Here is a 23,630-nt window from a genome sequence, read left to right as displayed (position 1 = left end):
ACCGGGACCGCTACAGCGACACCGATTCTTCCGGCGGTTCGGCGTCGACGAGTGTGAGTTCCTGCCGTCGACCGCTCCGGTCGAACGCGGCCAGCGAGTCTAGGTCCCACGGTGGGACGGCGACGAACACCACCTCCGCGAGGTCGTCGCGTTCGGAGACCGAGAGCTTACCCGACGGGTGCGAGACGAACCGACCCTGTGTCTGGCCGGCCGGCGTCCCGAGATCCATCCCGAACACCGCGTTGACCGATCCCCCCGCGTTCGGGAGGTAGAAATGCGTGAATACCGGGGTATCGTCCGGGAGATCCGTCTCGTCGAGTTCCCCTGCCGGCCGTACTGAGAGGGCGATCGTCACGGACTCCGGGTCGCGGTCACCCCCGAACCGGACTAACGTCTCGGCTAAACCACGAGTGATGTTGACCACAGTTTCCATTTGGGCCCCCTAGATATAATTTCACCGACCGGCCCCTGAGCTTGAAATATTTGATTTGAAACATGAACACATTATCGAACAGTTGGGAACAATCGGTAGGTTAGGTAACTGTAACCGGGTTTTGGACTGCCAACAATTTTATCTCTGTCAAAACACAACAGCTATATGAACAATGCACGACCTTACCGCGTTCCAGAGGGACGTCCTCTACGTACTGGCCGGACTCGACGAGGCGTACGGCCTGGCTATCAAGGCCGAACTCGAGGACTACTACGAGGGCGACGTCAACCACGGGCGGCTGTATCCGAACCTCGACGAACTCGTCGAGCGTGGCTACGTCGAGAAAGGACAGATCGACCGTCGGACCAACTCCTACGACCTGACCGAGTCGGGCGAAAGCGCCCTCGTCGACCGGCGCGAATGGGAGAACTCGTACCTTCAGGACGTCGAAGTCGCCATCGCCTGACGGTGACTCACCCCAGCACGAGGTTTTTCAAATTCTTCACGTAGAGCCCCGGCGTTCGCGCTCGCGCTCCCGAGACAGCGCTGGAGAGTGCCTCGGCTGCCCCCTCGTGGACGCCGGCACCGTGTCCGACGAGGACTCGGTCCGGTGAGAACCGCTTCAGCCGTTTCGGCGGTTTCAGCCGGAGCATCGGATGGACGCCGAGCCGTTCGCTCCCCGTCCGGAAGTAGTCCGCAGTCCCAACCGACTCCGGAACGATGAGTTCGTCACGTTCTTCGATGTACAGGGCGGCTTCCTGCCAGAACCGGTTGTCGACGAGTTTGTGGACGCCGACGCCCGTTTCCCCCAGTTCCACGTGGATACGCTCCGTCGGCGCGTCGATGTCCTCGACGACGCCGTCCATCCACTCGGGGACGTGAACGGACACGTCGTGTCGGTTCGCGACTTCGGCGGCGTCGCGTTTGTGCCTGTCCAGCAGTATTACGACGCCGGCGACCTCACCGAACTCCCCGAGCAACTCGTCGAGTCCGTCGACGTCGATCGGGTCACAGACCCAGACCTCGCCGTCGACGGCGAATGCGTGACTCGCCCGCTGCATCGTCTCGTTCGGGAACGCGATCCAGCCGACGCCCTCCTCACGGCGGTCGATTTCCCGGTACTCCGTCGCCGTCCCCGATCCTTTCATCGGCATGTCTCACGGGTTGGGTCTACTACCTTAAAAATGAACGTAAACTGGCAACACAGCTATATAATCAGCCACCAATGTTTCAGTTCGCCGGATCGGAAACACCATTGTAAATTCGGTGGTCCCGGGCCGCGGTCGTCCTGGGGCGGCCGCTCGGGGTTCGGTGCTTGCCTCGCTAGTGATCGTGTTCTGGTGACTGGTGCTGCGGCCCTCTTTGTGTTCCGGGGGCTTCTGCGGGTCGGTAACTGGGGTCTGCCCGTCGTATTCGAAGCCGGCCTTCGCCACGTGTGTTCTCACCGCCCGGGAGCGCAGGACCACTTATTTACACGCCGCCATCCTCACTCCGAATATGTACGAGCGTATACTGATCCCCACCGACGGAAGCACGGGTACAGCACACGTAGCGATGCAGGCCATCGACCTCGCCGAGCAGTACGGGGCGACGCTCCACGTCCTCAACGTCGTCGACTCGGACGTCAGTTCGATGCTCGGGGACGGGGAGTCGACTGACGAACTGGAACAGCAGGGACAACACGCCGTCGAGCGCATCGAGACGATGGCCAACATCCACGGTGTCACCGCCGAGACGGCGGTCAGGGACGGCGACCCCGCCTCGGAAATCCTCGACTACGCCGATGACATCGGCGCCGACGTCATCGTCGCCGGCACCCACGGCCGCACCGGCGTCAAGCGGCGACTCATCGGGAGCGTGGCGGAGCGACTCGTCCGTCACGCGTCCTGCCCGGTCATGACGGTTCGACTCCCCGAGTCGGACGTCACCGTCGAGGACGACGACCACGCCCGCGAACTGGTCGAATCGGCCATCGAGGACGCTGGATACGACGCGACGATCACCGGCGTCGACCACCAGGTGAGCGTCTGGGTCGTCGAAGCGGACTACGAGGACGGATCACTGATTGCTTACCTCGACCCGGTGACACAGCGGACGAGCGTTGTCGAACGAAACTGACCTGTTCGCGACCAATAACTGTTCTTCGTTTCCGGCACGTCTCTGTCCCCAGAGGCATAAATTGACTGTTCTGGAGGTGTTAATTAAAATACCATTATATACTTTTGAAAATAGTCATACTATTATATATCATCAGTCCTCAAAAGTATACATGTAGAGGTGACCGAACATGTCCACACGCAAATTAGAAACTGACTTATTCGGCAGAGAAACCGACTTCGAGTACTCCGAACACTGGATCGGGTACGCACTGCTGGGGCTCCGGCTCGTCATGGGCTGGACGTTCTTTTACGCCGGCATCACGAAGGTGCTGGACCCAGAGTGGACCGCAGCGGGATTCCTGCTGAACGCCATCCCCGAAGGGAACCCCTTCGGCGGGCTCTGGGCGACCCTGGCTAACGAGTGGGTCTGGCTGATCGACCCCCTCAACGCGTGGGGACTGATGCTCGTCGGGCTCTGCCTGCTGCTCGGCGCACTCGTTCGCTGGGCAGCCATCTGGGGCGCCGTAATGATGCTGTTCTACTGGGCGGCGGCGCTGCCGCTCGCGAACGGCATCGTCATCGACGACCACATCGTCTACGCGCTCCTGCTGTTCGGTCTGGGCGCGTTCGGTGCCGGCCGCATCTTCGGCCTCGACGGCTACCTCGAGGAGACAAGCCTGGTCCAGCGCTACCCGAAACTCCGGCTGTTCCTCGGGTAATTCCCGGGGCGTCGGACTGTCTGTTTTAGCCTCCTCTATCAGTGCCAGTACGCTGTGCGCAGTTGTTTCAGTGTGAGTCATCACGCGTCGAGATGGCTGGAGAACAGGAGACCGATCAGTACAGCCACCTTTTTCATCGTCGGGTGACCTCGCTCCGCTCGATCACCACTCCTCGAAAAACGTGGGCGAAAAAGACTGAAGCCTCACTCTGTTCGATTTCAGTGAACCGCACTCACTACGTTCGCGCGGATGCTCGTGTTCAGTCCGCAGACACAGTAAGTAGTCAAGCATCCGGCGCGCAAGCGCGCCGGTTCACCGGACGCGACGAACGCAGTGAGCGAGTCGTCCGGCAGTTTTAGTCCAGGTTTTGCGACCGAGTGGTGGCCGCAGGCCACCCGAGAGAGTAAAAAGTGGAACGCAAACGCTATTGTCCGAGGGTTGCCATCGGAGTGATAGCATGGAGGAACGAACGCGAGCGTACCTTCGGGGTCGGTTCGGTGACTACTATCGCCGGACGGACCTGTCGCCGCCGCCGGACGCCAACGAGCGCGAGTGGGGGTACATCCCCTGGACGGAGAGTCCGGGGACGACGATGGTCCGGCACAAGTCGCTCCTGGACCTGGGCGACCTCGAATCGTTCCTCGAACGCGAGCGGCCGCGTCACGTCTACTTTTCGGCCGGCCGCTACGACGCGCCCGGCGCGAGTTCGATGGGCGAGAAAAACTGGCGCTCCTCGGACCTGGTCTTCGACCTGGACGCCGACCACCTCCCGTCGGTCACGCTCGGCGAGGACTCCTACGCGGAGATGCTGGCAAAGTGCAAAGACGCGCTCTGCCGGCTGCTGGACTTCCTCGAAAACGATTTCGGTTTCGACGACCTGACCGTCGTCTTCTCGGGCGGGCGAGGCTACCACGTCCACGTCCGCGACGAGGGCATCCAGCGACTCGAAAGCGACGCCCGCCGGGAGATCGTCGACTACGTGCGGGGCATCGGCCTGGAGTTCGACGCGCTCATCGAGGAAGAAGCCGTGGGCGGTGAAGCGGGCCGGAAGAGCCCGGCCCAGAAGCGAACCCTCTCGGCGGAGGGCGGCTGGAGTCGCCGCGCACTGGACCACATCGAGTCGTTCGTCGACGATCTGCTGGCGATGGACGAGGACGACGCCGTCGATCGACTCCAGGAGTTCGATGGTATCGGCGAGGGGAAGGCGACCGCGGCGCTGAACGCCGCCCGCCAGAACCGCGAGCAGATCCGGGCCGGCAACATCGACGTGCATTCGGCGTTCGTCCAGGTCGCGAAGGTGCTGATCGGGGACGTCGTCGAAGCGGACAACGCTCCCATCGACGAGCCGGTCACGACGGACACCAACCGACTGATCCGGATGCCGGGTACCATCCACGGTGGGAGCGGGCTTGCGGTGCGCCGCATCGACCGGGGGGACATCGAGGCGTTCGACCCGCTGGTCGATGCCGTCCCGGAGACGTTCCGGGGCCACGACATCTCTGTGGAAGTGACCGACGGTGGAACGGTCGAACTCGGGGGCGATAGCTTTACACTTGCGGAGGGTGTTCGTACCGTTCCAGAGCACGTGGGCGTGTTCCTGATGGCACGGGGTCGCGCCGAGAAGGGCAAAGAGTGACACTACAGACCGCATGAACCTGGACGAGCTGCAATCGATTCGGGACCGCGAGCGACAGAGCGACAGCCTCCAGCAACTGCGCGAGACCTTTTACGCCGACGCCGGCGAGTTCGTTCAAAACCTCCGAGAGGAACGGGAAACGGCGGCCGCTCGCGCCGACGACCCGTTCGACTCCCCCGAGGTCAACCGACTCTCCGACGACATCAAGACGGCCGAACAGACCGTCGAGGCCATCTACGAACGCCGCGTCGGGAAGTTGGTCAAGATGGCTTCCTTCGCCGCCGCGGACATGCCCACAGAGGACGAAGGACTCACCGCCGAGGAACGGGAACTGTTCGAACAGCTGGTCGCATCCATCGAGGCGAACCGCGATCAGGTGTTCGGCGTTCTCGACGGCGACGACGCCGAGTCCGGGACCGACTCCGGTCAGACGGACGCGAGCCCTGCCCAGGAGTCACCCGAGCCGACGGCGCCCGACCCGACCGACGGCGTCGACGCCGCCGACCTCATGGGCGGGACGGACTCGGCGTCGACGGCCGAAACCCAGTCGGACGATCCACAGTCGGATACCGACGGGAAGCAACCATCGTCTACCGATGGTTCGAGGTCGAGAGCCGAGATGGACCCGACCGACACGGACCGACCGGCACCCGAAGCCGGAGTGGGATCGGACGGCGACTCGTCGGAATCCACACGGAACGGCACACAGGCAGTCCCACCGGACGGCCCCGATGGCCAGGCGAGCGAGCCGGACGTCGTGTCCGTCGGGGACGGTCCCGACGCCACTCAGTCCGCCGGAGGAACCGACGAACCCCAGGGGGGCAGAACCGGGACGACGCCCGAAGCGGAGCCCCGGTCGGACGGTGGTGGCGATCGGCGAGTCGACCGGACGACCGTTCGCATCACACGCGACGTGGGCGAGATTCTGGGCGTCGACGACCGCGAGTACGATCTCTCCTCGGAGGACGTGGTGACGCTGCCGGCGACGAACGCCGACCCGCTGGTCGAACGCGACGCCGCCGAGCGCCTCGACTGAGGTCCGAGAGCGGTTGATTGATGGCCCTGGCTGGGGGAGTGAATAGCAAATGCCCGCAGCCATCGAGACCGACTCGTTGACGAAGTCCTACGGTGACACCGACGCCCTGGCGGGGTTGTCTCTCTCGATTCCCCGCGGCGTCGTCTACGGCTTTCTCGGCCCCAACGGCGCGGGCAAGACGACGACCATGCGCATTCTGACGACGCTGACGACGCCCACCAGCGGTGACGCGTGGGTCATGGGCGATCACGTCAGCGACCGCGACGCCGTCGTCGACCACATCGGGTACATGCCCGAGACACCGCCGGTCTACGACGAACTGACCGCTCGCGAGCAACTGACCTATCTCGCGGACCTCCGCGATCTGGACGCCGACCAGCGCGAGCGCATCGATCCGCTGCTGGACCGGTTCGACCTGGCCGGTGCGGCCGACGATCCCATCAGGACCTACTCGAAGGGAATGCGTCAGAAGGCCGCGCTCGCCGGGACCGTGTTGCAGGACCCGGACGTGATCTTTCTGGACGAACCGACGAGCGGCCTGGACCCGCGAGCGGCCCGAACGGTTCGTGATCTCATCGCGGAACAGGCCGACGAGGGGCGGACCGTCTTCCTCTCGACACACATCCTCCCGGTCGTCGAGGAACTCGCCGATACCGTGGGAATGCTCGCCGACGGCAGTCTCGTCGCGGAAGGGTCGCCTGCGGCCCTCAAGCGCCGGGCCGAAGCGGCCACGGCCGGGAACGGGACCGACGACGCCGTGGAACGCACGCTCGAGGACGTGTTTCTGTCGGTCACCGACGAACGGGCCTGGGACGGCGAGCCGGCCGACGCGGAGGGGTGACCGATGGCCGGACGGCTCGGAACCGACCTGCGCCACGGCGTTCGCATCGCCGGCGTCGAGGTCCGCCGGAGCGTCCGATCGATCCTGGCCAGCCGCCGCCAACTGCTCGGTCTCTCGTTCATGCTGTTGGCGTTCACGCCGGCCGGCTTCCTGTTCGTCAGCGGGAGCTACGCCGCCGGTACCCGGTTGGCCGACGGAACGACGATGCCCGTCATCACGCTCGCCAGGGCGCAGATCACCGCCTGGCTCGGGTCGATGACGGCCCTGTTCGGCCTGCGGATGATCGAACGCGCCGGGGACATCGACCACGCCGACCTGATGCTGACGACGGTCCGGCCGCGTGCCGTCGTCACGGGACTGGTGCTCGCCGAGTATCTCCGGATTCTCGCCGTCTTCCTGACGCCGATCGCGTTCGTCGTCGGTGCGTTCGCCTACGGGGCAGGCACCCCGCTGATGGTGCCCGTCGTCCTCTTCGGGCTGCTCCCGATCCTGGCTGTTGCCCTCGCGGGCGGGTTCGTCCTGGCCTACGCTGTTCGCCTGCTCTACCGCCGACTCGGCTGGGGCGACGTCCCTCAGACCGGCGTCGCCCTCGTCGTCATGGTCGGCGTCGTCTTCGGCATCAACGTCTACCTTCCCGAGGACACCTCGCGCATCCACTACCTGCTCGAACCGCTGAGTGTCGTTCCCATCGGTCCCTACGCCGACTTCCTGCTCGTCGCGTCGCCGTTTGCCGTCGCACCTGGTCTCGAATCGATCGTTGCAGCGGGACTCGTCTTCGGTGTGTTCCCGTTGTTGCTCGGGACGGCCTGGCGGCTCGGACCCGCGGTCTGGTACGGTGACGGTGAGGCCACGACGACCGAGGAGGGCGACGCTAGCGACGATTCGCCGCGGTTCGGCGGGGTCGGTGCGCCGGGTCCGCTCGGCGCGACCCGGACCATGCGGCTGATCTGGTGGCAGTGGCTGCGCGGTCTCCGCGCCCCGGGCCAGTTCGTTCACTTGCTGTACTTCCTGTTCATGGGCTTCCCGATCCTGCAATACACGTTCGAGCATCCGCGGTCGGCCGTCCTGCCGATGTTCGTGGCCGTCCTGGGCGCGTTCCTCGCCGGTGGGACCTTCGGGCTGAACCCGCTGGGCATCGAGGGTTCGATGCTTCCCGCGATCGTGACGACGCCCTCGCCGGGTCGAACGATCGTTCGGGCGCGCGTTCTCGCCGGGACGCTGCTGTGGCTCCCCCTCTCCCTTCTGCTGGTCGTCGCCCTCGGCTGGTTCAGCAGTCTCGGAGCCGTAGACGTGGCGTTCGTCGCAGTGCTCGCCGTTGCGCTCACCTGGTTCAGCAGTACGCTGGCTCTGGCGCTCGGCGCTGCCGCGCCGCGGTTCGAGTCGGTCAGGGCCTTCGGCGGGGTCGAAGCGCCGACGCCGACTACCGTCGCGCTGCTGGGCCACTCGTTTCTGACCGCGATCCTGGCCGCGCTGGGCTTTGCCGCCGTCTTCGTTCCGGCCCTCTACGACGGCCCACCCTTCACCGGGACGACTGAACTGCTCGCCCAACTCGGTGCGCTGGCGTTCTGGGCCGCGAGCGTCGGGGCCATCGGTGCGATCTGTTATCGGTACACGATCAGACGGGTGAACGCGTTCACCTACGAGTGATCCGCGGCCGACCCAACGCTCGCGGTACGTTAAATTGGCCCGAGCCCCAATTCCGAGTATGGACGGGACGGCGGGCGAACGCGCCGCGTCGACGGCCGCGGTACAGCTCAGCGATGTCAGTCGCACGTATCAGCGCGGCCAGCCGGTCCACGCGCTGGTTGACGTGTCCCTCACCCTTCCCCACGGCTCCTACACCGCGGTGATGGGACCGAGCGGGTCCGGGAAGAGCACGCTGTTGAACTGCATCGGCTGTCTGGATACCCCAGACTCCGGGACCGTTCACGTCGATGGCCGTGAAGTGACCGGCCTGAGCGACCGGGACCGGGCGCGGGTCCGCGGCGAGGAGATCGGCTTCGTCTTCCAGACGTTCAACCTCATGCCGCGTTTGACCGCCGAGGAGAACGTCGCGCTCCCGCTCGTTTTCCAGGGCGTCGACCGCGACGTACGACTCGACCGGGCACGAGACCTGCTCGACAGCGTCGGCCTCGCCGACCGCACGGACCACCGGCCGTCGGAACTCAGCGGTGGGCAGCGCCAGCGGGTCGCGATCGCCCGAGCGCTCGCGACCGACCCGGCCCTGCTCCTGGCCGACGAACCGACCGGCAACATCGACACCGAGACCGGCGCGACGATCATGGACCTGTTCGACGACCTGCGGGACGAGGGCCACTCGATCCTCCTGGTCACTCACGAGCGAACCATCGCCGAACACGCCGACCGCATCGTCCACCTCCTGGACGGCGGTGTCGAGCGCATCGAGGAACTCGGGAACAGACAGCCGGAAGGAACGCCCACCGACGACCGAACGGAGGGGTCCTGATGGAACTCGGCGAGAGCCTGCGGATGAGCGTCCGAACCATTCGGGGCCACAAACTCCGGAGCGTGCTGACGACGCTGGGCATCGTCATCGGCATCGCCGCCGTCATCACCTTCGTCACGCTCGGCGTGAGTCTCAAGGCCGACATACTCGGGGAGTTCGGCGACTCCGGCGCGAATCGGATCTTCCTCGTCGCTTCGCCCAGCGGCGACGGCGGTGGGCCTGGATTCGGCGCACAGTCCGTATTTACCGAACGGGATCTGGACCGGCTTCGTGCCGTCGAGGGCGTTCGTGCGGTGATCCCGGTCGGGTCGATTCCCGTCTCGGCGGTCGACCACGGCGATAGATCGGTCGCGACGGCGGACGTGACGGCGACCTCCCCGGCCCTGTTCGACGGAACGGAGTTCGCCGCCGGTGGCCCCTTCAACGAGAGCCGTCCGGGGATCGTCGTCAATCGTGACGCGGCGTCCCAGTTCCCCGGAAACCTCTCGGTCGGTGAGGAAGTGACCGTGGCGTATCGCAACGGCACCAGCGTCAACGTCACCGTCGTCGGCGTGCTAGCTACCGACGCGAGCGTCTCGCCGTTCGGCGGCTTCGGCTCTGGCGGCCCCGCGTTCTATCTCCCCACGTCGTACTACGACCAGGTCGTCGAAAGTCCCTCGACTGGCGAGACACAGCGGGTGTATCCCCAGGTGACCGTCATCGCCGAAAACCCCGGCGAGATCGGAGGCGTCCAGGAGCGCGTCCAGCGGTCCCTCGCGGCCTCGGACGCCGCCCAACTGGTGCCCGACGGCTACGAAGTGACCGCTCGCACCAACGAGGACATCGTCGAACGCATCGGAAACGTCGTCGACCGACTCACCCAGTTCGTCACCGGTATCGCCGTTATCTCCCTGCTGGTCGGGGCCATCGGCATCGCCAACATCATGCTCGTCTCAGTCCGGGAGCGCACAAGGGAGATCGGGATCATGAAAGCCGTCGGCGCGACGAACCGCGACGTCCTCCAGTTGTTCCTCGTCGAAGCCACGCTGCTGGGCCTGCTCGGTGCCCTCGTCGGGACGCCGCTCGGAATCCTCGGCGGGTGGATCGTCACACAGTACGCCGACCTGCCGCTGGTGCTGGCTTACGAGTGGTTCGCGCTCGCCATCGCCGTCGGCGTTCTCGTGGGCATCTTCGCAGGCCTGTACCCGGCATGGAGCGCGGCGAAAGTGGACCCGATCGAAGCGCTACGGTACGAATAGGCGGGCTTTCTGATGCTACTGGCTGTTATTTGTCCACTATCCACTCGGGGTTCGATCATGAGACGTATGCCGTCGTCAGCTCGTCGTCGCGGCGCTGGGCCGACTTGGCAGCGTCGTAGAGGGCATACAGCCAGATGGCCGGCACGAGCACGATGCCGATGAAGACGATGAGCGAGAGCACTGCAAGGATGAACGAGACGGCGAAAAACAGCCCCGTCTCGATTTCCCGGGCATAGATGTGTCCAAGCCCCGGAAATAGCGCTGACAGCAGTGCAGCAACGAGGGGATTCCGGCCATCGAGGACCGATTCTACGGCTGGCGATGTCGGCGGCGGGCGCTGCCGAATGCCACAGTCCGGACAGATTTCTGCTGCCCGCCGGATTTTCGCCCCACATTCCCGACAGTAGACCCAGTCGTCCGTTTCCTCGGACATACTTTTCGAGAAGGCGGGTCCGCTCATAAGCCATCCCACTGCAGCCAGTCGGACGGACTCATCAGAGTATCAGCGCGACGCGTATAGAGTCGCGTCCTGTCTACAGTACGACACCGTCGAAGAATAGTTCGATAGAATCGCTAGCGCTACACTGACACACAGTTAGCTACGGTTGCGGTCAAGCATCCGGCGCGCTCCGCGCGCCGGTTCACGGAACTCGCGCGTCGCGCGAGTTCCGCTTTTTTAGCGTAGATTTTTTACGCGAGAGGTTCGCCGAAGGCGAACCCGAGCGTAAAAAAGGTACTACTTCATTGGAACGTCCGGCTGACGGTCTCTTCTTCCTCGACGCCGGCGTCCCGCTTGTCGAACTGCTCTTCGATCTCGTCGTAGCGTTCCCGGGTCTCCTCGGTGACGCTCGCGCCGACTTGATCGAGGGCGTCCTCGAAGTGGTCCATGGTCACGCGGACGTTGCCCACGCTCTCGTCGACCTCCTCGGGGGAGACGCTGTTGATGAACTCCCGCGAGGCGGCCATCGAGGCCTCACGCGCGAGCGCTTCGATGTCCGCGCCGACGAAGCCCTCGGTCTTGCGGGCGACCTTGTCGAGGTCGACGTCGTCGGCTAGCGGCTTGTTCCGGGTGTGGACCTCGAGGATGGCGCGGCGCGCTTCCTCGTCGGGGACCGGCACGTGGACGTGCCGATCCAGGCGACCGGGGCGCAACAGCGCCGAGTCGATGAGGTCCGGCCGGTTCGAGGTCGCGATGACCACGACGTCTTCCAGGGACTCGATGCCGTCGAGTTCCGTCAGCAGCTGGGAGACGACGCGTTCGCCGACGCCCGAGTCGCTGGAGTTGCGGCCGCGTTCGCCCGCGATGGCGTCGATCTCGTCGAAGAAGACGACGGTCGGTGCGTTGGCGCGTGCCTTCTCGAACACCTCGCGGACGCCCTTCTCCGACTCCCCGACGTACTTGTTCAGCAGTTCGGGACCTTTCACCGAGATGAAGTTGCTCTGGGCCTCGTTAGCGACGGCCTTGGCGAGCAGCGTTTTCCCTGTGCCCGGCGGGCCGTACATGAGCACGCCCTTGGGCGAGGCCATGTCCATGGTCTCGAACACCTCGGGGTACTCCAGGGGCCACTGGATGGTCTCACGGAGTCGCTCCTTGGTGTCTTCGAGTCCACCGACGTCGTTCCAGGTGATGTCGGGGACTTCGACGAACACCTCGCGCATCGCCGAGGGCGTGATGCCCTTCAATGCGTCCTTGAGGTCCGCCTCCGTGACTTTCAACCGCTCCAGTATCTCGGCGTCGATCTCGTCGGATTCGAGGTCGAGTTCCGGCCGGATGCGGCGGAGCGCGTTCATCGCCGACTCCTTGGTCAGCGATTCGAGGTCGGCCCCGACGAACCCGTGCGTGCTCTCGGCGTACTCGTCCAGGTCGATCTCGTCGACCAGGGGCATCCCGCGGGTGTGGACCTGCAGGATCTCCTTGCGGCCCTCCTTGTCCGGGACGCCGATCTCGATCTCGCGGTCGAAACGACCGCCCCGGCGCAGTGCGGGGTCGATGGCGTCGACGCGGTTGGTCGCCCCGATGACGACGACTTCCTTCCGGGACTCCAGGCCGTCCATCAGCGAGAGGAGCTGTGCGACGACGCGGCGTTCCACGTCACCGGAGGTCTCACCGCGCTTGGGTGCGATGGAGTCGATCTCGTCGATGAAGACGATGGCCGGCGCGTTCTCTTCGGCCTCCTCGAACACCTCGCGGAGTTGCTCTTCGGATTCCCCGTAGTACTTCGACATGATCTCGGGGCCCGAGATGTTCGTGAAGTAGGCGTCGATCTCGTTGGCGACGGCCTTGGCCATCAGGGTCTTCCCGGTGCCCGGCGGCCCGTGCAGGAGCACGCCTTTCGGCGGCTCGATGCCGAGCTGCTGGAACAGTTCGGGGTGTCGCATCGGCAACTCGATCATCTCGCGGACCTGTTCGAGTTCGTCGTCGAGCCCGCCGATGTCCTCGTAGGTGATGTTGGGCGTGTCGGCGTGGTTGCCGCCACCGGGGGCTTCGCCGGCGATCTGCTCGGCCGGCTTCTCGCTGACCTCGATGTCCGTCGAGTCGGTCACGACGACCGTCCCCTCGGGGTCGGTGTCGGCGATCTTCAGCGGGATCTGCTGGCCGGACATCGACGAGAGGGGGCCGAGCCCGAGCGAGAACGGGACGGTCTGGCCCTTCGTGACAGCCTGCCCGGAGAGCTTGTTCCGGATGTGCGGGCCGACGTTCCCGCGAACCCGGAGGTTCTGGGGGAGCGCGACGGTCACGGACGTGGCCGGCTGGACGTCGGCGTCCTCGACTTCGACCGTGTCGTCGATTCCGACGTTGGCTTCCTGGCGGAGCTGGCCGTCGATTCGGACGACGCCCCGTCCCTCGTCTTCGGGGTAGCCGGGCCAGACGCGAGCGACCGCTCGGCTGCCCTCGTGGCCGTCGATGACGATGTAATCACCGTTTTCCAGCCCCATCTCGGACATTGCGGCCCGGTCGATGGCGGCCAGTCCGCGCCCCGCGTCTTTCTGCTTGAGAGGTTTGACAGTGAGTTTCATGCTTCTACCTCGACAGTGAGGACGCCGTTTTTCATAAACGCTTGCGCGTCCCCTTCGGTTTCGGTCTCGTCACCCGAGAGCTCGAACTCGTACTGGTCGTCGTCGGTCACGACGATGACCGTGTCGCCGACCACGTCGACGGTCGCCTCCCGGTCGGCGCCGACGTCGGCTGCCAGCACCATCGACCCGTCGTCGTATTCCATCCGGCTCACGGGTCCTTCCTGCTCTCTGAACTGCTCTCTTGAATTCATACTAACTCAAAGTAAGCATCGATAGTATATAAATCTATTGCCCAGAAACCGGCAAAGGGCGGCGGAAGTCCAACTTATCGGTCGAAATGCGGTTCATGTCCTAACGTGTCGATATGTGTCGCGAGCCTTTATGACTGTCTCGGTGCAATCGGGACCATGCAGACGATTACACACGACGGCCGGGAGACGGCCTACAGGCGGACGGATTTCGGCGACGAATCGGCACCGATCCTCTACGTCCACGGCAGCGGCGGGACACACGAGGTGTGGACCGCACAGTACGGGCGCCAGGAGAACGACGCGCCCGCTGTTGCGATCGATCTGAGTGGTCACGGCGATTCCGACGACGTCGATACGGCTCTCGGGGACGAGACGCTCGATGCGTACGCGGCGGACGTGCGCGCGGTCATGCGTGAGACCGGGGCGGAGATCCTGGTCGGCAATTCTCTCGGCGGAGCCGTCCTCCTCCACCTCGTCCTCGAAACCGATGTCGACCCCGGTGGTCTGGTACTGGCAGGAACGGGCGCGAAACTCACTGTCCACCCGGACCTCCGGGAGCTACTTGCCGAGGACTTCGAGCGGGCGATCGACGTGCTCCACGGCGACGACATGCTCTTTCACGACCCCGATCCGGCTCACGTCGAAGGCTCGAAGGACGCGATGCGTGCGGTCGGCCGGGCCGTCACCGAGCGGGACTTCCTGTCGTGTCACGAGTTCGACGTACGCGACAGGATCGACGAGATCGACGTGCCGACGCTGGCGCTGGTTGGCGAACACGACTCGCTCACGCCCGTCGACTTTCACGAATACCTCGCCGACGAGATACCGGACGCCGAACTGACGACGATCGAGGACGCTGCCCACCTCGCGATGATCGAGCGACCCGACGCGTTCGACGCCGCGGTGGACCGGTTCCGGCAGCGGCTCTGACTCAGTACAACTCGTCTAGCTCGTCCTCGTGGTGGCTGTGTTCTTCGGCGGGGAACTCGCCGGATTCGACGGCGTCGACGTACCCTTCGACCGCTCCTTCCATCTCGCTGCGAACGTCGCCGAACTGTTTCGCGAAGGGCGGCTCCCACTCGCTCAGGCCCACCACGTCGTTGATGACCAGTACCTGACCGTCACAGGCCGGTCCCGCACCGATGCCGATGGTCGGGATCGTGAGCGCGTCGGTCACCCGCTCGGCGAGGTTGGCCGGGACGTGTTCCAAAACCAGCGAGAACGCGCCCGCTTCCTCGTGTTTGTTGGCCAGGTCGAGGATGCGCCTGGCCGCTTCCGGCGTGGTCCCCTGTCGGGTGTAGCCCCCGAGCTGGTTGACTTTCTGGGGCGTCAGCCCGAGGTGTGCCATGACCGGGATGCCGAGTTCGCTCAGCCGTTGAGTCAGTTCGACCGTTCGAGGGCTGCTCTCGATCTTGACCGCGTCGGCACCTTCCTCTTTCAACATCCGCCCGCAGTGTTCGATGCTTTCGGACTCGTCGACGCCGAAAGAGAGAAAGGGCATGTCGGCGACGACCATCGCGTCCTCGGTCCCCCGAACGACGGCCCCCGTACGACTCGCCATCTCGTCGACCGTGACGGGCAGCGTCGAGTCGTGGCCCATCTCCGCGTTGCCCACGCTGTCGCCGACGAGGACGATGTCGGTGCCCGCCTCGTCGACGATGCTCGCGGTTACCGCATCGTACGCCGTGAGCATCGTGATCTTCTCCTCGCCGGCCATCTCGCGTATCTCTGTGACTGTGGGCATACGAACCCTCTCGCGGCCCGGGTTCCTAAACGTGTCCGAATATCGGTCACCGGAGCCCGCGCTCGCAACCAATAGACGCTTATTCCGTCCGCTCACAGGCCCATCCGTGCCGACACGCGTCGACGATCCGGACGAACCCACCGACCACGAGACCGTCGACTACGGGTGGGTCATGCAGGTCACGTTCGTCACGACGATTGTCCTCGGGGCGCCGATCGTCGCCCTGCTTTCGGCCGGCGTCGAACTCCCCTCGTGGGAAGCCCGCGTCAGCTTCGCGGTCCGCGTCGGCGCGATCGTCTGGCTCTGTACAGCAGTCGCGGTGTTCCTCTACGCCCGCCGGTCGAACTGACTTCGGCAAATCGGACTCAAACGCGGTCCAGCCACTCGGACTCGTAGACGAACGCAGTTCCGGCGTTCTCCGCCGTCTCGTAATCGCGCTGTGAATCGCCGATAAAGAGCGTCCGCTCCGGGCTGGCTCCAAGCCCGTCGATCGTCGCCAGAAGCGGCTCGGGGTCGGGTTTCTCGGTCGCTACCGAGTCCCGGCCGACGATGGCGTCGACCGCACTGTCCAGCCCGTAGGTCTCCAGTGCGATGCGACAGGCGGCCTCGCAGTTCAGCGAACAGACGCCGACCGGCTGGTCGTGGGGCAGCGCGTCGGCGAGCGGGAGCTTCGCGGACGTGCGTGCCCCCTCGCGCTCGAACTCGGCGATGGTCTCGTCGACCTTTCGCCGATAGCCGTGCTCCTCGGACAGTTCGAGCATCGACCAGAGGTCGGCCCCGTCAACGCCGACCCCGCGGGCTCGCAACACTCCCGCAACCTCACGGGCGACCTCGTCCCAGTCGACTGCCAGCGACACCAGCGTCCCGTCCAGGTCGTAGACGTACGCCTCGTACTCGTCCGTCACGAACTGCCGTATGGACGGCCGGTAGATATGTGTGTCGGGGTCAAAGCAGGTCGCGCGCGATGATCCCATTCCGGCTCTCCGTCGTTCCCTCGTAGATGGTCGTCACCTTCGCGTCCCGGTAGAACCGGGCCGTGATGAAAACCTCAGGCCGACTCCGAGAGCTCGATGTCGAGTCGGTCTTCGAGTTTGGCGACGACGGACCCGCCGACGCCGGCCTGAGTGGCTCGGCCCTGCTCGACCGCTAACAGGTCGCCCTCGTCGATGTCGAGTTCCTCGGCGAGTTCTTCGAGTTGGAGGCCTTCGTCCTGGCGGGCCTCGGTGAGCCGCTTCCCGTAGCCCGAGACGAGATACGGGAGCTGGTCGTCCTCGTAGTCGGTCCCGCCTTCCTCCCAGTGTTTCGGGTCGCCCTTGCGCGCGTCTTCGACTCGGGCTGTGTTCTGTGCGGCGCGCCGCTTGCGGTCCTGTTCGCTCCGCTCGCCGTCGTCACCGCTGGACCCGCTGTTGTCCTCGGTCTCACCGTGTTGGGCGCACTCGCTACAGACTTCCAGGGTGGCACCGGCGACGTTGGCCGTTCGGAGGTCCGACTCCTCCGCGCCACAGAGTTCACAGTTCCCACCGGCGCTGCCGCCAGCCCCGCCGGTCGAATATTTGGCCATGTCACCGGTAGTAGCTTCCCCGTATTTGAAAGGTCCGTTTCCGAGGGCCCTCCGGCCGATGGCAAACGAAAGCCCTTTTATGCGGCCACGGATACGGATTCAATGCAGACAGAGACCACGTGCGTGGGTAGCCAAGCCAGGCCAACGGCGCAGCGTTGAGGGCGCTGTCCCGTAGGGGTCCGCCGGTTCAAATCCGGTCCCACGCACTGCAAAGTGCAGGTGACGTCCTACAGGACATCACCCACGCAAAACCTTACTTCCGACGCAACTTCACACAGTCACAGCTTCGGCGCTCTCTCAATGGTCCGCCGGTGAGCGGTCGGCATCGCCGTCGCTGTTGGCTCGCTACGATGAGAGAAACGAAACGCGCCGCGATCAGTCCTCGTCCTCGGAGTCGTCGTCGATACCCGGGATGTCGGGTGCGTCGTCGCTTCCGCCGGAGATCTCCTCGGCGACTTTGACGCGCCCCGAGACTTCGGTGAAGTCCCGTTCGAGATTCGAGAGGTCGACGCCCACCTGCTGGCGGCGGTCCGAGAGCCGGTCCTCGATTTTGGCGTACTCGTCGCTGGCTTCCAGTTCGGCGCTTGATTTCTCCTCTTCGAGGGTCGCTTTCTTCGAGACGAGCGCCAGGAACCGGCGGAAATCGTCGTCGTAGGTCGCGCGTTCCAGCATCTCCTCGACGACTTCGTTGAGTTCCTCGCGTTCGATGGGCTTGACGAGGTACTCGTCGAACCCCATGTCGATGATGTCGAAGTCGGGGTCGACGGCGGTCAGCATGACGACTCGGCAGTCCAGCTGTCGCGACTGGATCTCTTCGAGAACGGCGTCTCCTGACACCTCCGGCATCCGCCGGTCGAGCAACACGACGTCGACGTCCGGCCCCAACTCTTCTAGGGCCTCCTTCCCGTTGTAGGCAGTTCGAACCGAATACTCGTCCGAGAGAAACGCCGTATACGTGTTCGCGATCGCCTTGTTGTCGTCCACGACGAGTACGACTGGCGATTCGCTGCTCATAGATCCCCCACACCGGACAATTCGTCACCCGATAGCGACACGACGGTATCGCTCACCATTCTTATACCCACCCTTGGCGGTAAGTCAAGAAATAGATTGTGGCAACTACAATCTCCGATACCAGCAGGCGTCCAGACCAGCAAGCCCGAGTAGCGGCTTTCTACAGGGAAAGAAATCCGTTTCTGTCTGTCTCGCGCCGACTTATTCTCAAAACAGAAAACTGCGGAGATATCTTTATTACGAATCGTCTGGAACGGATGTATGCTGGCACAGCGGTGCCACGTTCACCCACCCACCCCTTACCCACCCCTGCTCTCCCCACCCTTTCCTTCGACCGTTTCTGTCACTGGGCGGTAAACCACTCCGTTCGTGAGCGCCTGGAACCACTGGACTTTATTCGGCGCTCTCCTAACCGGGCGGCATGGACGAACAGCGGTTGTCACGGCGTCGTTTTCTCGCCGTGGCGGGAGTGACGGTTGGACTCGCTGGCTGTAACGCACCGACCACGGATTCGGCAAAAGGGCGAGGAGCCAGTCCCAACGAACAAGCAGACCTCATCAACTCGACGCCGACGTCCCAGTCCGTCTACACCGACGTGTACCGACAGACCATCGATTCGGTGGTTCGAATCAGGGTGTACACCGACGCCGGACGGACCGGCCAGGGCTCCGGGTTCGTCTACGACGACGGACACGTCGTAACGAACCAGCACGTCGTCGACGGTGCCGCCTCGATCGAGATCCGATTCACCGACGGAACCTGGCGGGACGCGACGCTGCGGGGGACCGACGTCTACAGCGACCTGGCGGTGCTCTCCGTCGACGGAATCCCCGACGCCGCGACACCGCTGCCGCTCATCGACGGCGAAGTCGCCGTCGGGCAGGAGGTCGTCGCCATCGGGAACCCGTTCGGGCTCTCGGGTTCGGTCTCGTCGGGGATCGTCAGCGGCGTCGACCGGACGCTTCCGGCGGCCAACGACTTCACGATTCCCGACGCGATTCAGACCGACGCCGCCGTCAACCCCGGCAACAGCGGCGGCCCGCTGGTAACCCTCAACGGTGAGGTCGCGGGCGTCATCAACTCCGGCGGGGCCGACAACATCGGCTTCGCTATCTCGGCGGCGCTGATGCGACGCGTCGTGCCAGCACTGATCGACTCGGGGGCCTACGAGCACTCCTACATGGGCGTCCAGCTCTCGAACGTCACGCCGCTGATCGCCGATGCGAACGACCTCGACGACGCCCAGGGCGTGTACATCAGCGAAATCGTCGACGACGGCCCCTCGGACGGCGTCCTCCAGGGCTCGACCGACGAACGAGCGGTCGACGGCGTCCGCGTGCCGGTCGGCGGCGACGTCGTCGTCAGCATGGGCGGGAACCCGATTCTGACCCAACAGGCGCTGTCGACGTATCTCGCCCTCGCAACCAGCCCCGGCGACACCATTCCGGTCGGCGTCGTCCGCGACGGCGGCGAGACGACCGTCGAACTCACGCTGGGCAGTCGGCCCGAACCCTGACGGCCCGGCCGAAAAGTAAGGTCCTTGCCCGTCGAGTTCTCAGGTTCAGCTATGCAACTCCAGGCGCGGGACCGCGTTCCGGAACTCACCGGGCTGTTGACCGCCGTGTCGCTCGCGCTCGTGTTCGGGGCAGTTCTCGGCGCGATCCCGACCGGACTGATACCACACGCACCCGAGTGGGTGCTCACGGCCATTCCCCACGTCAACGCCGTCGTCAGTCTCGCGGCCATCGTGACCATCGTCTCGGGGTGGCGCAACGTCCGCGCCGGGAACGTCGACCGTCACCGCAAGGCGATGGTCGCCTCGCTCGTCCTGTTCGCCGTGTTCCTCGTCCTCTATCTCTACCGAGTGACCCTCGAAGGACCGGCGCAGTTCGCGGGTCCTGCGGTGCTCGAACAGTACCTCTACGTCCCGATCCTTGCCGTTCACATCCTGCTCGCCATCGTCTGTATCCCGCTGCTGTACTACGTGTTCCTGCTCGCCGTGACGCGCCCGGCGAGCGAACTCGGCGAGACGCTCCATCCGAAAATCGGTCGCGTCGCCGCGTCGCTGTGGCTGATCTCGTTTTCCCTCGGGACGGTCGTCTACCTGCTGCTGTACGTTCTGTTCTGATCGATGCCGCGGGAATCGACCACCGACGCTCGAAAAACGGCCCGTCGTCAGTCGTCGGCCGGTGTCGCGGTGTCGATCCCGGGGCGGTCGACGTCCCTGTCGGTCGCCTCGCCGTCGATGTCGTAGGGGTACTCCCCGGTGACACAGCCGAGACAGAGGTCCGTTCGCGATTCCGACAGCGCCTCGGCCACCGAGTCGATGGAGAGATACGACAGGGAGTCGGCCTGGATCTCCTCGCAGATCTCCTCGATGGACTGATCGGCCGCGATCAGTTCCTCGCGCGAGGCCATGTCGATCCCCATGTAGCAGGGAGCGATGATCGGCGGTGCGCCGATGCGGACGTGGACCTCCTCGGCACCGGCGTCGCGCATCAACTCGACCAGTTGCGTCGAGGTCGTCCCGCGGACGATGGAGTCGTCGATGAGCGTCACCGTCTTCCCCTCGACCGTGGACTTGATCGGGTTGAGCTTCATCCGGACGGCCCGTTCGCGCTCGCTCTGGGTGGGCATGATGAACGTCCGACCGACGTATCGGTTTTTCATCAGTCCCTCAGCGAACTCGACGCCCTCGGCGTTGGGGTCCTCGTTGGCGGCTTCGGCGTAGCCGGACGCGAACGACCGACCCGAGTCCGGGACGGGCATCACCACGTCGGAGTCGATGCCGTTTTCGTCCCACAGTTTGCGGCCGAGTTCGCGTCGCACCTCGTAGACGAGTTCCTCGTCGATGACCGAATCCGGCCGCGCGAAGTAGACGTGCTCGAAGAAACAGTGGGCGGTGTTCTCCGTCTTGACGAGTTGATACGTGTCGTAGCCGCTCCCGTCGTCGTGGAGGACGACGAGCTCGCCGGGTTTTACGTCACGGACGAGTTCCCCGTCGAGCGTGTCGATCGCGGCGCTCTCGGAGGCGAGCACGTACCCGTCGTCGAGTTCGCCGATACAGAGCGGTCGGTTGCCCTGCGGGTCGCGCACGCCCATCACCGTGTCGTCGTGCATGATGGTCAGCGCGTACGACCCGTGGATGCGCGCCATCGTGTGTTTGACCGCTCGGATCAGGTCCTCCTCCAGGAGGTTGCGCGCCAGGTCGTGGGCGATGACTTCGGTGTCACCGTCCGAGGTGAAGGCGTGGCCCTGCTCGGCCAGTTGGTCGCGCAACTCCTCGGTGTTGACGAGATTTCCGTTGTGGGACAGTCCGAGCGACCCGCTCTTGAACGAGACCGAAAACGGCTGGGCACAGCTGTTGTCGACGCTTCCCGAAGTGGGATAGCGGACGTGGCCGATGCCCTGCGGGCCGTTCAGCTGTTCTAGGTCGGTCTGGTCGAAGGCGTCGCCGACGAGCCCCATCTCCACGTGGGAGTGTTGCTGGAACCCGTCGTGTGTGACGATGCCTGCCGACTCCTGACCGCGGTGCTGGAGGGCGTAAAGAGAGTAGTACAGCGGTCGGGCGGCGCTCCGGTCCTCCAGAGAGATTCCCACAACGCCGCACTTCTCGTGCATTTATTCGCCGGCCTTCTCCTGCCAGGCGTAGTCTCGGCGCTTCGCCGATTTGCCGAAGCCACAGGAGGAACAGACCTTCTTTTGCTTGTGGTATGATTTTTCGCCACAGCGGCGGCACTTCACGTGTGTCGTTTTGTTCTTTTTGCCCTGGCTCGGGGTTCCTGCGCCAGTCATGGGTTGATAGACACCACGTTATCGCCGCGTATAATCGTTGTGTCTTCGTCCGCTTCGATGACCAGGTTCATGTGCTGGTCGTACCCGGTCAGTTCCCCCTCGAAGCTCTCGCCGCCTTTCAGTTGCACTGTCACTGTCTCCCCGAGGGAGTCCTCCAGGATGTCCAGTGGTCGTCCACTCATACGCCAACGGGGTGTCGACGAACCCATAAACGTACCGCTCCACTGCGAATCCCTGCAGGGCCGACGAACACGGCTTTTGGTCTGTTATACCCCTCGATTTCGGCGCTTCACGGCCTGCATTCAAATACGCGTCCGGTACGGAGTAAAGTCCGCTGCCCGCTCGACGAACCCGCCGGCTAATTCGACCGTCGCCGTCAGGTCCTCCGAATCGACGACTTCGACCGGGGTGTGCATGTACCGGGTCGGAATCCCGACGTTCACCGAGGGGATGCCGCCGCGCTGGACGAACAGCGAGTTCGCGTCGGTCAGGGTGGTGTTGCTGCCGGCCTCGATCTGTATCTCGGTTTCCTGGTCGCTGGCGACGGTCCGCAGGGCGTCGACGAGGACTGGGTGATCGGGCTGACCGCGTCTGACAGACGGGCCGCCACCCAGTTCGACGTCGATCTGTTTCTTCCCGGGGAGCCCCGGCGTGTCCGTCGCGTGTGTCACGTCGACCACGACGGCGGCGTCCGGTTCCAGGTCGAAGCCGACCATCTGCGCGCCGTTCCCGCCGACCTCCTCCTGGACGGTACTGACCGCGTACACCGTCGCCTCGGTGTCGGCCTCGTGGGCCTGCCTGAGCGTCTCCGCGGCGGCCCAGACGCCGACCCGGTTGTCCATCGCTCGGCCGGTGAGCCGCGAGCCCTGGAGGTCCTCGACCGTCGACGAGACGGTCAGGGGGTCGCCCACGTCGACCAACTCCGTCGCTTCCTCGCGGTCGGCCGCCCCGATGTCGACGTACTGTTCGGTGATGTCCGCGACCTCGCTGTCCTCGTCCCGGTCGCGCAGGTGGATGGCGGTCTGGCCGACGACCCCGTCCACGGACTCGTCGCTCGCGTGGACCGTCACGTGTTGCCCGCGGGAGACGGTCTTGTCGGTCCCGCCGACCCGTGAGAGATGCAGAAAGCCGTCGTCGTCGATGCGGCGGACGACGAACCCGATCTCGTCTGCATGGCCGGTCACGGCGATTTCGGGGCCGCCGCTCCCCTCGTGGACCGCGATGGCGTTGCCGTACGCGTCGGTCCGGACCTCGTCGGCGAACGACTCGACGTAGTCGATCCAGACGCGCTGTCCGGCAGCCTCGAACCCGGTCGGCGAGGGCGTTTCGATCAACTCGAAGAGGAACTCGCGCTGTCTCTCGTCCATACCGGCCATGACGTGGGGATCACTATCAAGCCGACGCCTGCGGTCGGCGAGACTGACAGACCGCCGATGCGCCCAAACGATAAGAGCGGTGCCGTGGATGTATCGCTATGGTCGACGTGACCCTGGTCGAACTCCACCTGGAAGACGCATCGTTCAGTGCCAAGGCACCCTTCAGTGGCGAGGGCGGCGAGTCCAGCGAATCGGGCGGTGGGGCCACCGAGGTGTCGATCGGTGAGGAGGAGTCGACCGGCGATGGACCGAGCAAACTCCTGCTTGCAGTGATCGGACTCGGACTCCTCGGTGGCGTGGGCTGGTGGCTCAAGCGCGGCCGGATGCCGGACATCGACGAGGAACTCGAAGTAACCCCCTGACTACGGCAGGGGGAAGACATTTCACCGACGCGACCCACCG

The 23,630-nt window shown here is 64.7% G+C and carries 27 protein-coding genes, 1 tRNA gene and 1 pseudogene; 15 read left to right on the top strand and 14 right to left on the bottom strand.

Annotation, left to right across the window (positions count from 1 at the left end):
- Positions 1-10: 10 nt before the first annotated feature.
- Positions 11-424, bottom strand: coding sequence for a hypothetical protein (locus E2481_RS02005; protein WP_136715914.1), 414 nt, complete (start codon positions 422-424; stop codon positions 11-13).
- Between the two features lie 181 nt (positions 425-605).
- On the opposite strand from E2481_RS02005, the gene E2481_RS02000 reads away from it, so the two are divergent.
- Positions 606-899 (top strand): PadR family transcriptional regulator, encoded by a 294-nt coding sequence (locus tag E2481_RS02000; protein WP_136715447.1) that lies wholly within the window; start codon positions 606-608, stop codon positions 897-899.
- 7 nt (positions 900-906) lie between these two features.
- Here the strand turns inward: E2481_RS02000 and E2481_RS01995 are convergent, their stop codons facing one another.
- Positions 907-1,587 (bottom strand): hypothetical protein, encoded by a 681-nt coding sequence (locus tag E2481_RS01995; protein ID WP_136715446.1) that lies wholly within the window; start codon positions 1,585-1,587, stop codon positions 907-909.
- A 343-nt stretch (positions 1,588-1,930) separates the two neighbouring features.
- Here E2481_RS01995 and E2481_RS01990 point away from each other — a divergent pair, with 343 nt between their 5' ends.
- From E2481_RS01990 to E2481_RS01955, 8 genes are all read left to right on the top strand, one after another.
- Entirely contained in the window at positions 1,931-2,551 is a 621-nt protein-coding gene (locus E2481_RS01990) for a universal stress protein (protein ID WP_136715445.1), read from the top strand.
- A gap of 169 nt (positions 2,552-2,720) precedes the next feature.
- Positions 2,721-3,251, top strand: coding sequence for a DoxX family membrane protein (locus tag E2481_RS01985; protein ID WP_136715444.1), 531 nt, complete (start codon positions 2,721-2,723; stop codon positions 3,249-3,251).
- A gap of 457 nt (positions 3,252-3,708) precedes the next feature.
- Positions 3,709-4,887: a DNA primase small subunit PriS gene (gene priS / locus E2481_RS01980; RefSeq protein WP_136715443.1), complete on the top strand. Its 1,179-nt coding sequence runs from the start codon at positions 3,709-3,711 to the stop codon at positions 4,885-4,887.
- 13 nt (positions 4,888-4,900) lie between these two features.
- Complete coding sequence (locus E2481_RS01975; protein ID WP_136715442.1) at positions 4,901-5,923, top strand: DNA replication complex subunit Gins51; 1,023 nt, start codon at positions 4,901-4,903, stop codon at positions 5,921-5,923.
- Between the two features lie 49 nt (positions 5,924-5,972).
- The gene (locus tag E2481_RS01970; protein ID WP_136715441.1) at positions 5,973-6,764 is read left to right on the top strand and encodes an ABC transporter ATP-binding protein; all 792 of its coding nucleotides are present in this window, start codon (positions 5,973-5,975) and stop codon (positions 6,762-6,764) included.
- 3 nt (positions 6,765-6,767) lie between these two features.
- Complete coding sequence (locus E2481_RS01965; RefSeq protein WP_136715440.1) at positions 6,768-8,411, top strand: hypothetical protein; 1,644 nt, start codon at positions 6,768-6,770, stop codon at positions 8,409-8,411.
- A 58-nt stretch (positions 8,412-8,469) separates the two neighbouring features.
- Positions 8,470-9,231: an ABC transporter ATP-binding protein gene (locus E2481_RS01960; RefSeq protein WP_136715439.1), complete on the top strand. Its 762-nt coding sequence runs from the start codon at positions 8,470-8,472 to the stop codon at positions 9,229-9,231.
- Entirely contained in the window at positions 9,231-10,469 is a 1,239-nt protein-coding gene (locus E2481_RS01955; RefSeq protein ID WP_136715438.1) for an ABC transporter permease, read from the top strand. Before E2481_RS01960 ends, E2481_RS01955 begins: the two co-directional genes overlap by 1 nt.
- Before the next feature lie 55 nt (positions 10,470-10,524).
- Here the strand turns inward: E2481_RS01955 and E2481_RS01950 are convergent, their stop codons facing one another.
- The 3 genes from E2481_RS01950 to E2481_RS01940 form a co-directional block, all read right to left on the bottom strand.
- On the bottom strand, positions 10,525-10,902 hold the full coding sequence (locus tag E2481_RS01950; protein ID WP_136715437.1) for a zinc ribbon domain-containing protein: 378 nt from the start codon (positions 10,900-10,902) through the stop codon (positions 10,525-10,527).
- A gap of 308 nt (positions 10,903-11,210) precedes the next feature.
- Positions 11,211-13,487, bottom strand: a complete 2,277-nt coding sequence (locus E2481_RS01945) for a CDC48 family AAA ATPase (protein WP_136715436.1) — start codon at positions 13,485-13,487, stop codon at positions 11,211-11,213.
- Complete coding sequence (locus tag E2481_RS01940; protein ID WP_136715435.1) at positions 13,484-13,738, bottom strand: DUF7127 family protein; 255 nt, start codon at positions 13,736-13,738, stop codon at positions 13,484-13,486. The genes E2481_RS01945 and E2481_RS01940 overlap by 4 nt, the downstream gene beginning before the upstream one ends.
- A gap of 156 nt (positions 13,739-13,894) precedes the next feature.
- Here E2481_RS01940 and E2481_RS01935 point away from each other — a divergent pair, with 156 nt between their 5' ends.
- Positions 13,895-14,668: an alpha/beta fold hydrolase gene (locus tag E2481_RS01935; protein ID WP_136715434.1), complete on the top strand. Its 774-nt coding sequence runs from the start codon at positions 13,895-13,897 to the stop codon at positions 14,666-14,668.
- Position 14,669: 1 nt separating this feature from the next.
- Here the strand turns inward: E2481_RS01935 and panB are convergent, their stop codons facing one another.
- The gene (gene panB / locus E2481_RS01930) at positions 14,670-15,482 is read right to left on the bottom strand and encodes a 3-methyl-2-oxobutanoate hydroxymethyltransferase (protein WP_136715433.1); all 813 of its coding nucleotides are present in this window, start codon (positions 15,480-15,482) and stop codon (positions 14,670-14,672) included.
- A 172-nt stretch (positions 15,483-15,654) separates the two neighbouring features.
- Between panB and E2481_RS01925 the strand changes: the two genes are divergently transcribed.
- Entirely contained in the window at positions 15,655-15,831 is a 177-nt protein-coding gene (locus E2481_RS01925; protein WP_250137724.1) for a DUF5822 domain-containing protein, read from the top strand.
- Positions 15,832-15,847: 16 nt separating this feature from the next.
- Here E2481_RS01925 and E2481_RS01920 read toward each other — a convergent pair whose 3' ends face one another.
- The 3 genes and pseudogenes from E2481_RS01920 to E2481_RS01910 form a co-directional block, all read right to left on the bottom strand.
- Positions 15,848-16,387 (bottom strand): HAD family hydrolase, encoded by a 540-nt coding sequence (locus tag E2481_RS01920; protein WP_250137697.1) that lies wholly within the window; start codon positions 16,385-16,387, stop codon positions 15,848-15,850.
- Positions 16,388-16,427: 40 nt separating this feature from the next.
- Positions 16,428-16,514 (bottom strand): annotated as a pseudogene (locus E2481_RS01915) (acyl-CoA dehydrogenase family protein); the annotation flags it as partial.
- A 16-nt stretch (positions 16,515-16,530) separates the two neighbouring features.
- Positions 16,531-17,043, bottom strand: a complete 513-nt coding sequence (locus E2481_RS01910) for a multiprotein-bridging factor 1 family protein (protein WP_136715431.1) — start codon at positions 17,041-17,043, stop codon at positions 16,531-16,533.
- 121 nt (positions 17,044-17,164) lie between these two features.
- Here E2481_RS01910 and E2481_RS01905 point away from each other — a divergent pair.
- Positions 17,165-17,249: transfer RNA gene (locus tag E2481_RS01905), tRNA-Leu, on the top strand.
- A 169-nt stretch (positions 17,250-17,418) separates the two neighbouring features.
- Here E2481_RS01905 and E2481_RS01900 read toward each other — a convergent pair.
- Complete coding sequence (locus E2481_RS01900; RefSeq protein WP_136715430.1) at positions 17,419-18,057, bottom strand: response regulator; 639 nt, start codon at positions 18,055-18,057, stop codon at positions 17,419-17,421.
- A 421-nt stretch (positions 18,058-18,478) separates the two neighbouring features.
- Here E2481_RS01900 and E2481_RS01895 point away from each other — a divergent pair, with 421 nt between their 5' ends.
- Both E2481_RS01895 and E2481_RS01890 read left to right on the top strand, forming a co-directional pair.
- Entirely contained in the window at positions 18,479-19,573 is a 1,095-nt protein-coding gene (locus E2481_RS01895) for a S1C family serine protease (RefSeq protein ID WP_136715429.1), read from the top strand.
- Between the two features lie 51 nt (positions 19,574-19,624).
- Positions 19,625-20,185, top strand: coding sequence for a DUF420 domain-containing protein (locus E2481_RS01890; RefSeq protein WP_136715428.1), 561 nt, complete (start codon positions 19,625-19,627; stop codon positions 20,183-20,185).
- 47 nt (positions 20,186-20,232) lie between these two features.
- Here the strand turns inward: E2481_RS01890 and purF are convergent, their stop codons facing one another.
- From purF to E2481_RS01870, 4 genes are all read right to left on the bottom strand, one after another.
- Entirely contained in the window at positions 20,233-21,678 is a 1,446-nt protein-coding gene (purF, locus tag E2481_RS01885) for an amidophosphoribosyltransferase (protein ID WP_136715427.1), read from the bottom strand.
- Positions 21,679-21,852 (bottom strand): 50S ribosomal protein L37e, encoded by a 174-nt coding sequence (locus E2481_RS01880; RefSeq protein WP_136715426.1) that lies wholly within the window; start codon positions 21,850-21,852, stop codon positions 21,679-21,681. It lies immediately after the preceding gene.
- Positions 21,849-22,034: an LSM domain-containing protein gene (locus tag E2481_RS01875; protein ID WP_136715425.1), complete on the bottom strand. Its 186-nt coding sequence runs from the start codon at positions 22,032-22,034 to the stop codon at positions 21,849-21,851. Before E2481_RS01875 ends, E2481_RS01880 begins: the two co-directional genes overlap by 4 nt.
- Positions 22,035-22,154: 120 nt before the next feature.
- Complete coding sequence (locus E2481_RS01870) at positions 22,155-23,219, bottom strand: M20/M25/M40 family metallo-hydrolase (protein WP_136715424.1); 1,065 nt, start codon at positions 23,217-23,219, stop codon at positions 22,155-22,157.
- Positions 23,220-23,326: 107 nt separating this feature from the next.
- Between E2481_RS01870 and E2481_RS01865 the strand changes: the two genes are divergently transcribed.
- The gene (locus E2481_RS01865; protein ID WP_136715423.1) at positions 23,327-23,590 is read left to right on the top strand and encodes a hypothetical protein; all 264 of its coding nucleotides are present in this window, start codon (positions 23,327-23,329) and stop codon (positions 23,588-23,590) included.
- Positions 23,591-23,630 lie beyond the last annotated feature (40 nt).

Source organism: Halorientalis salina (assembly GCF_005049285.1).
GTDB classification, from domain to species: Archaea; Halobacteriota; Halobacteria; order Halobacteriales; family Haloarculaceae; genus Halorientalis; species Halorientalis salina.
Note: the sequence above shows the minus strand (reverse complement) of the source record. Positions and strands in the feature narration are given on the sequence as shown.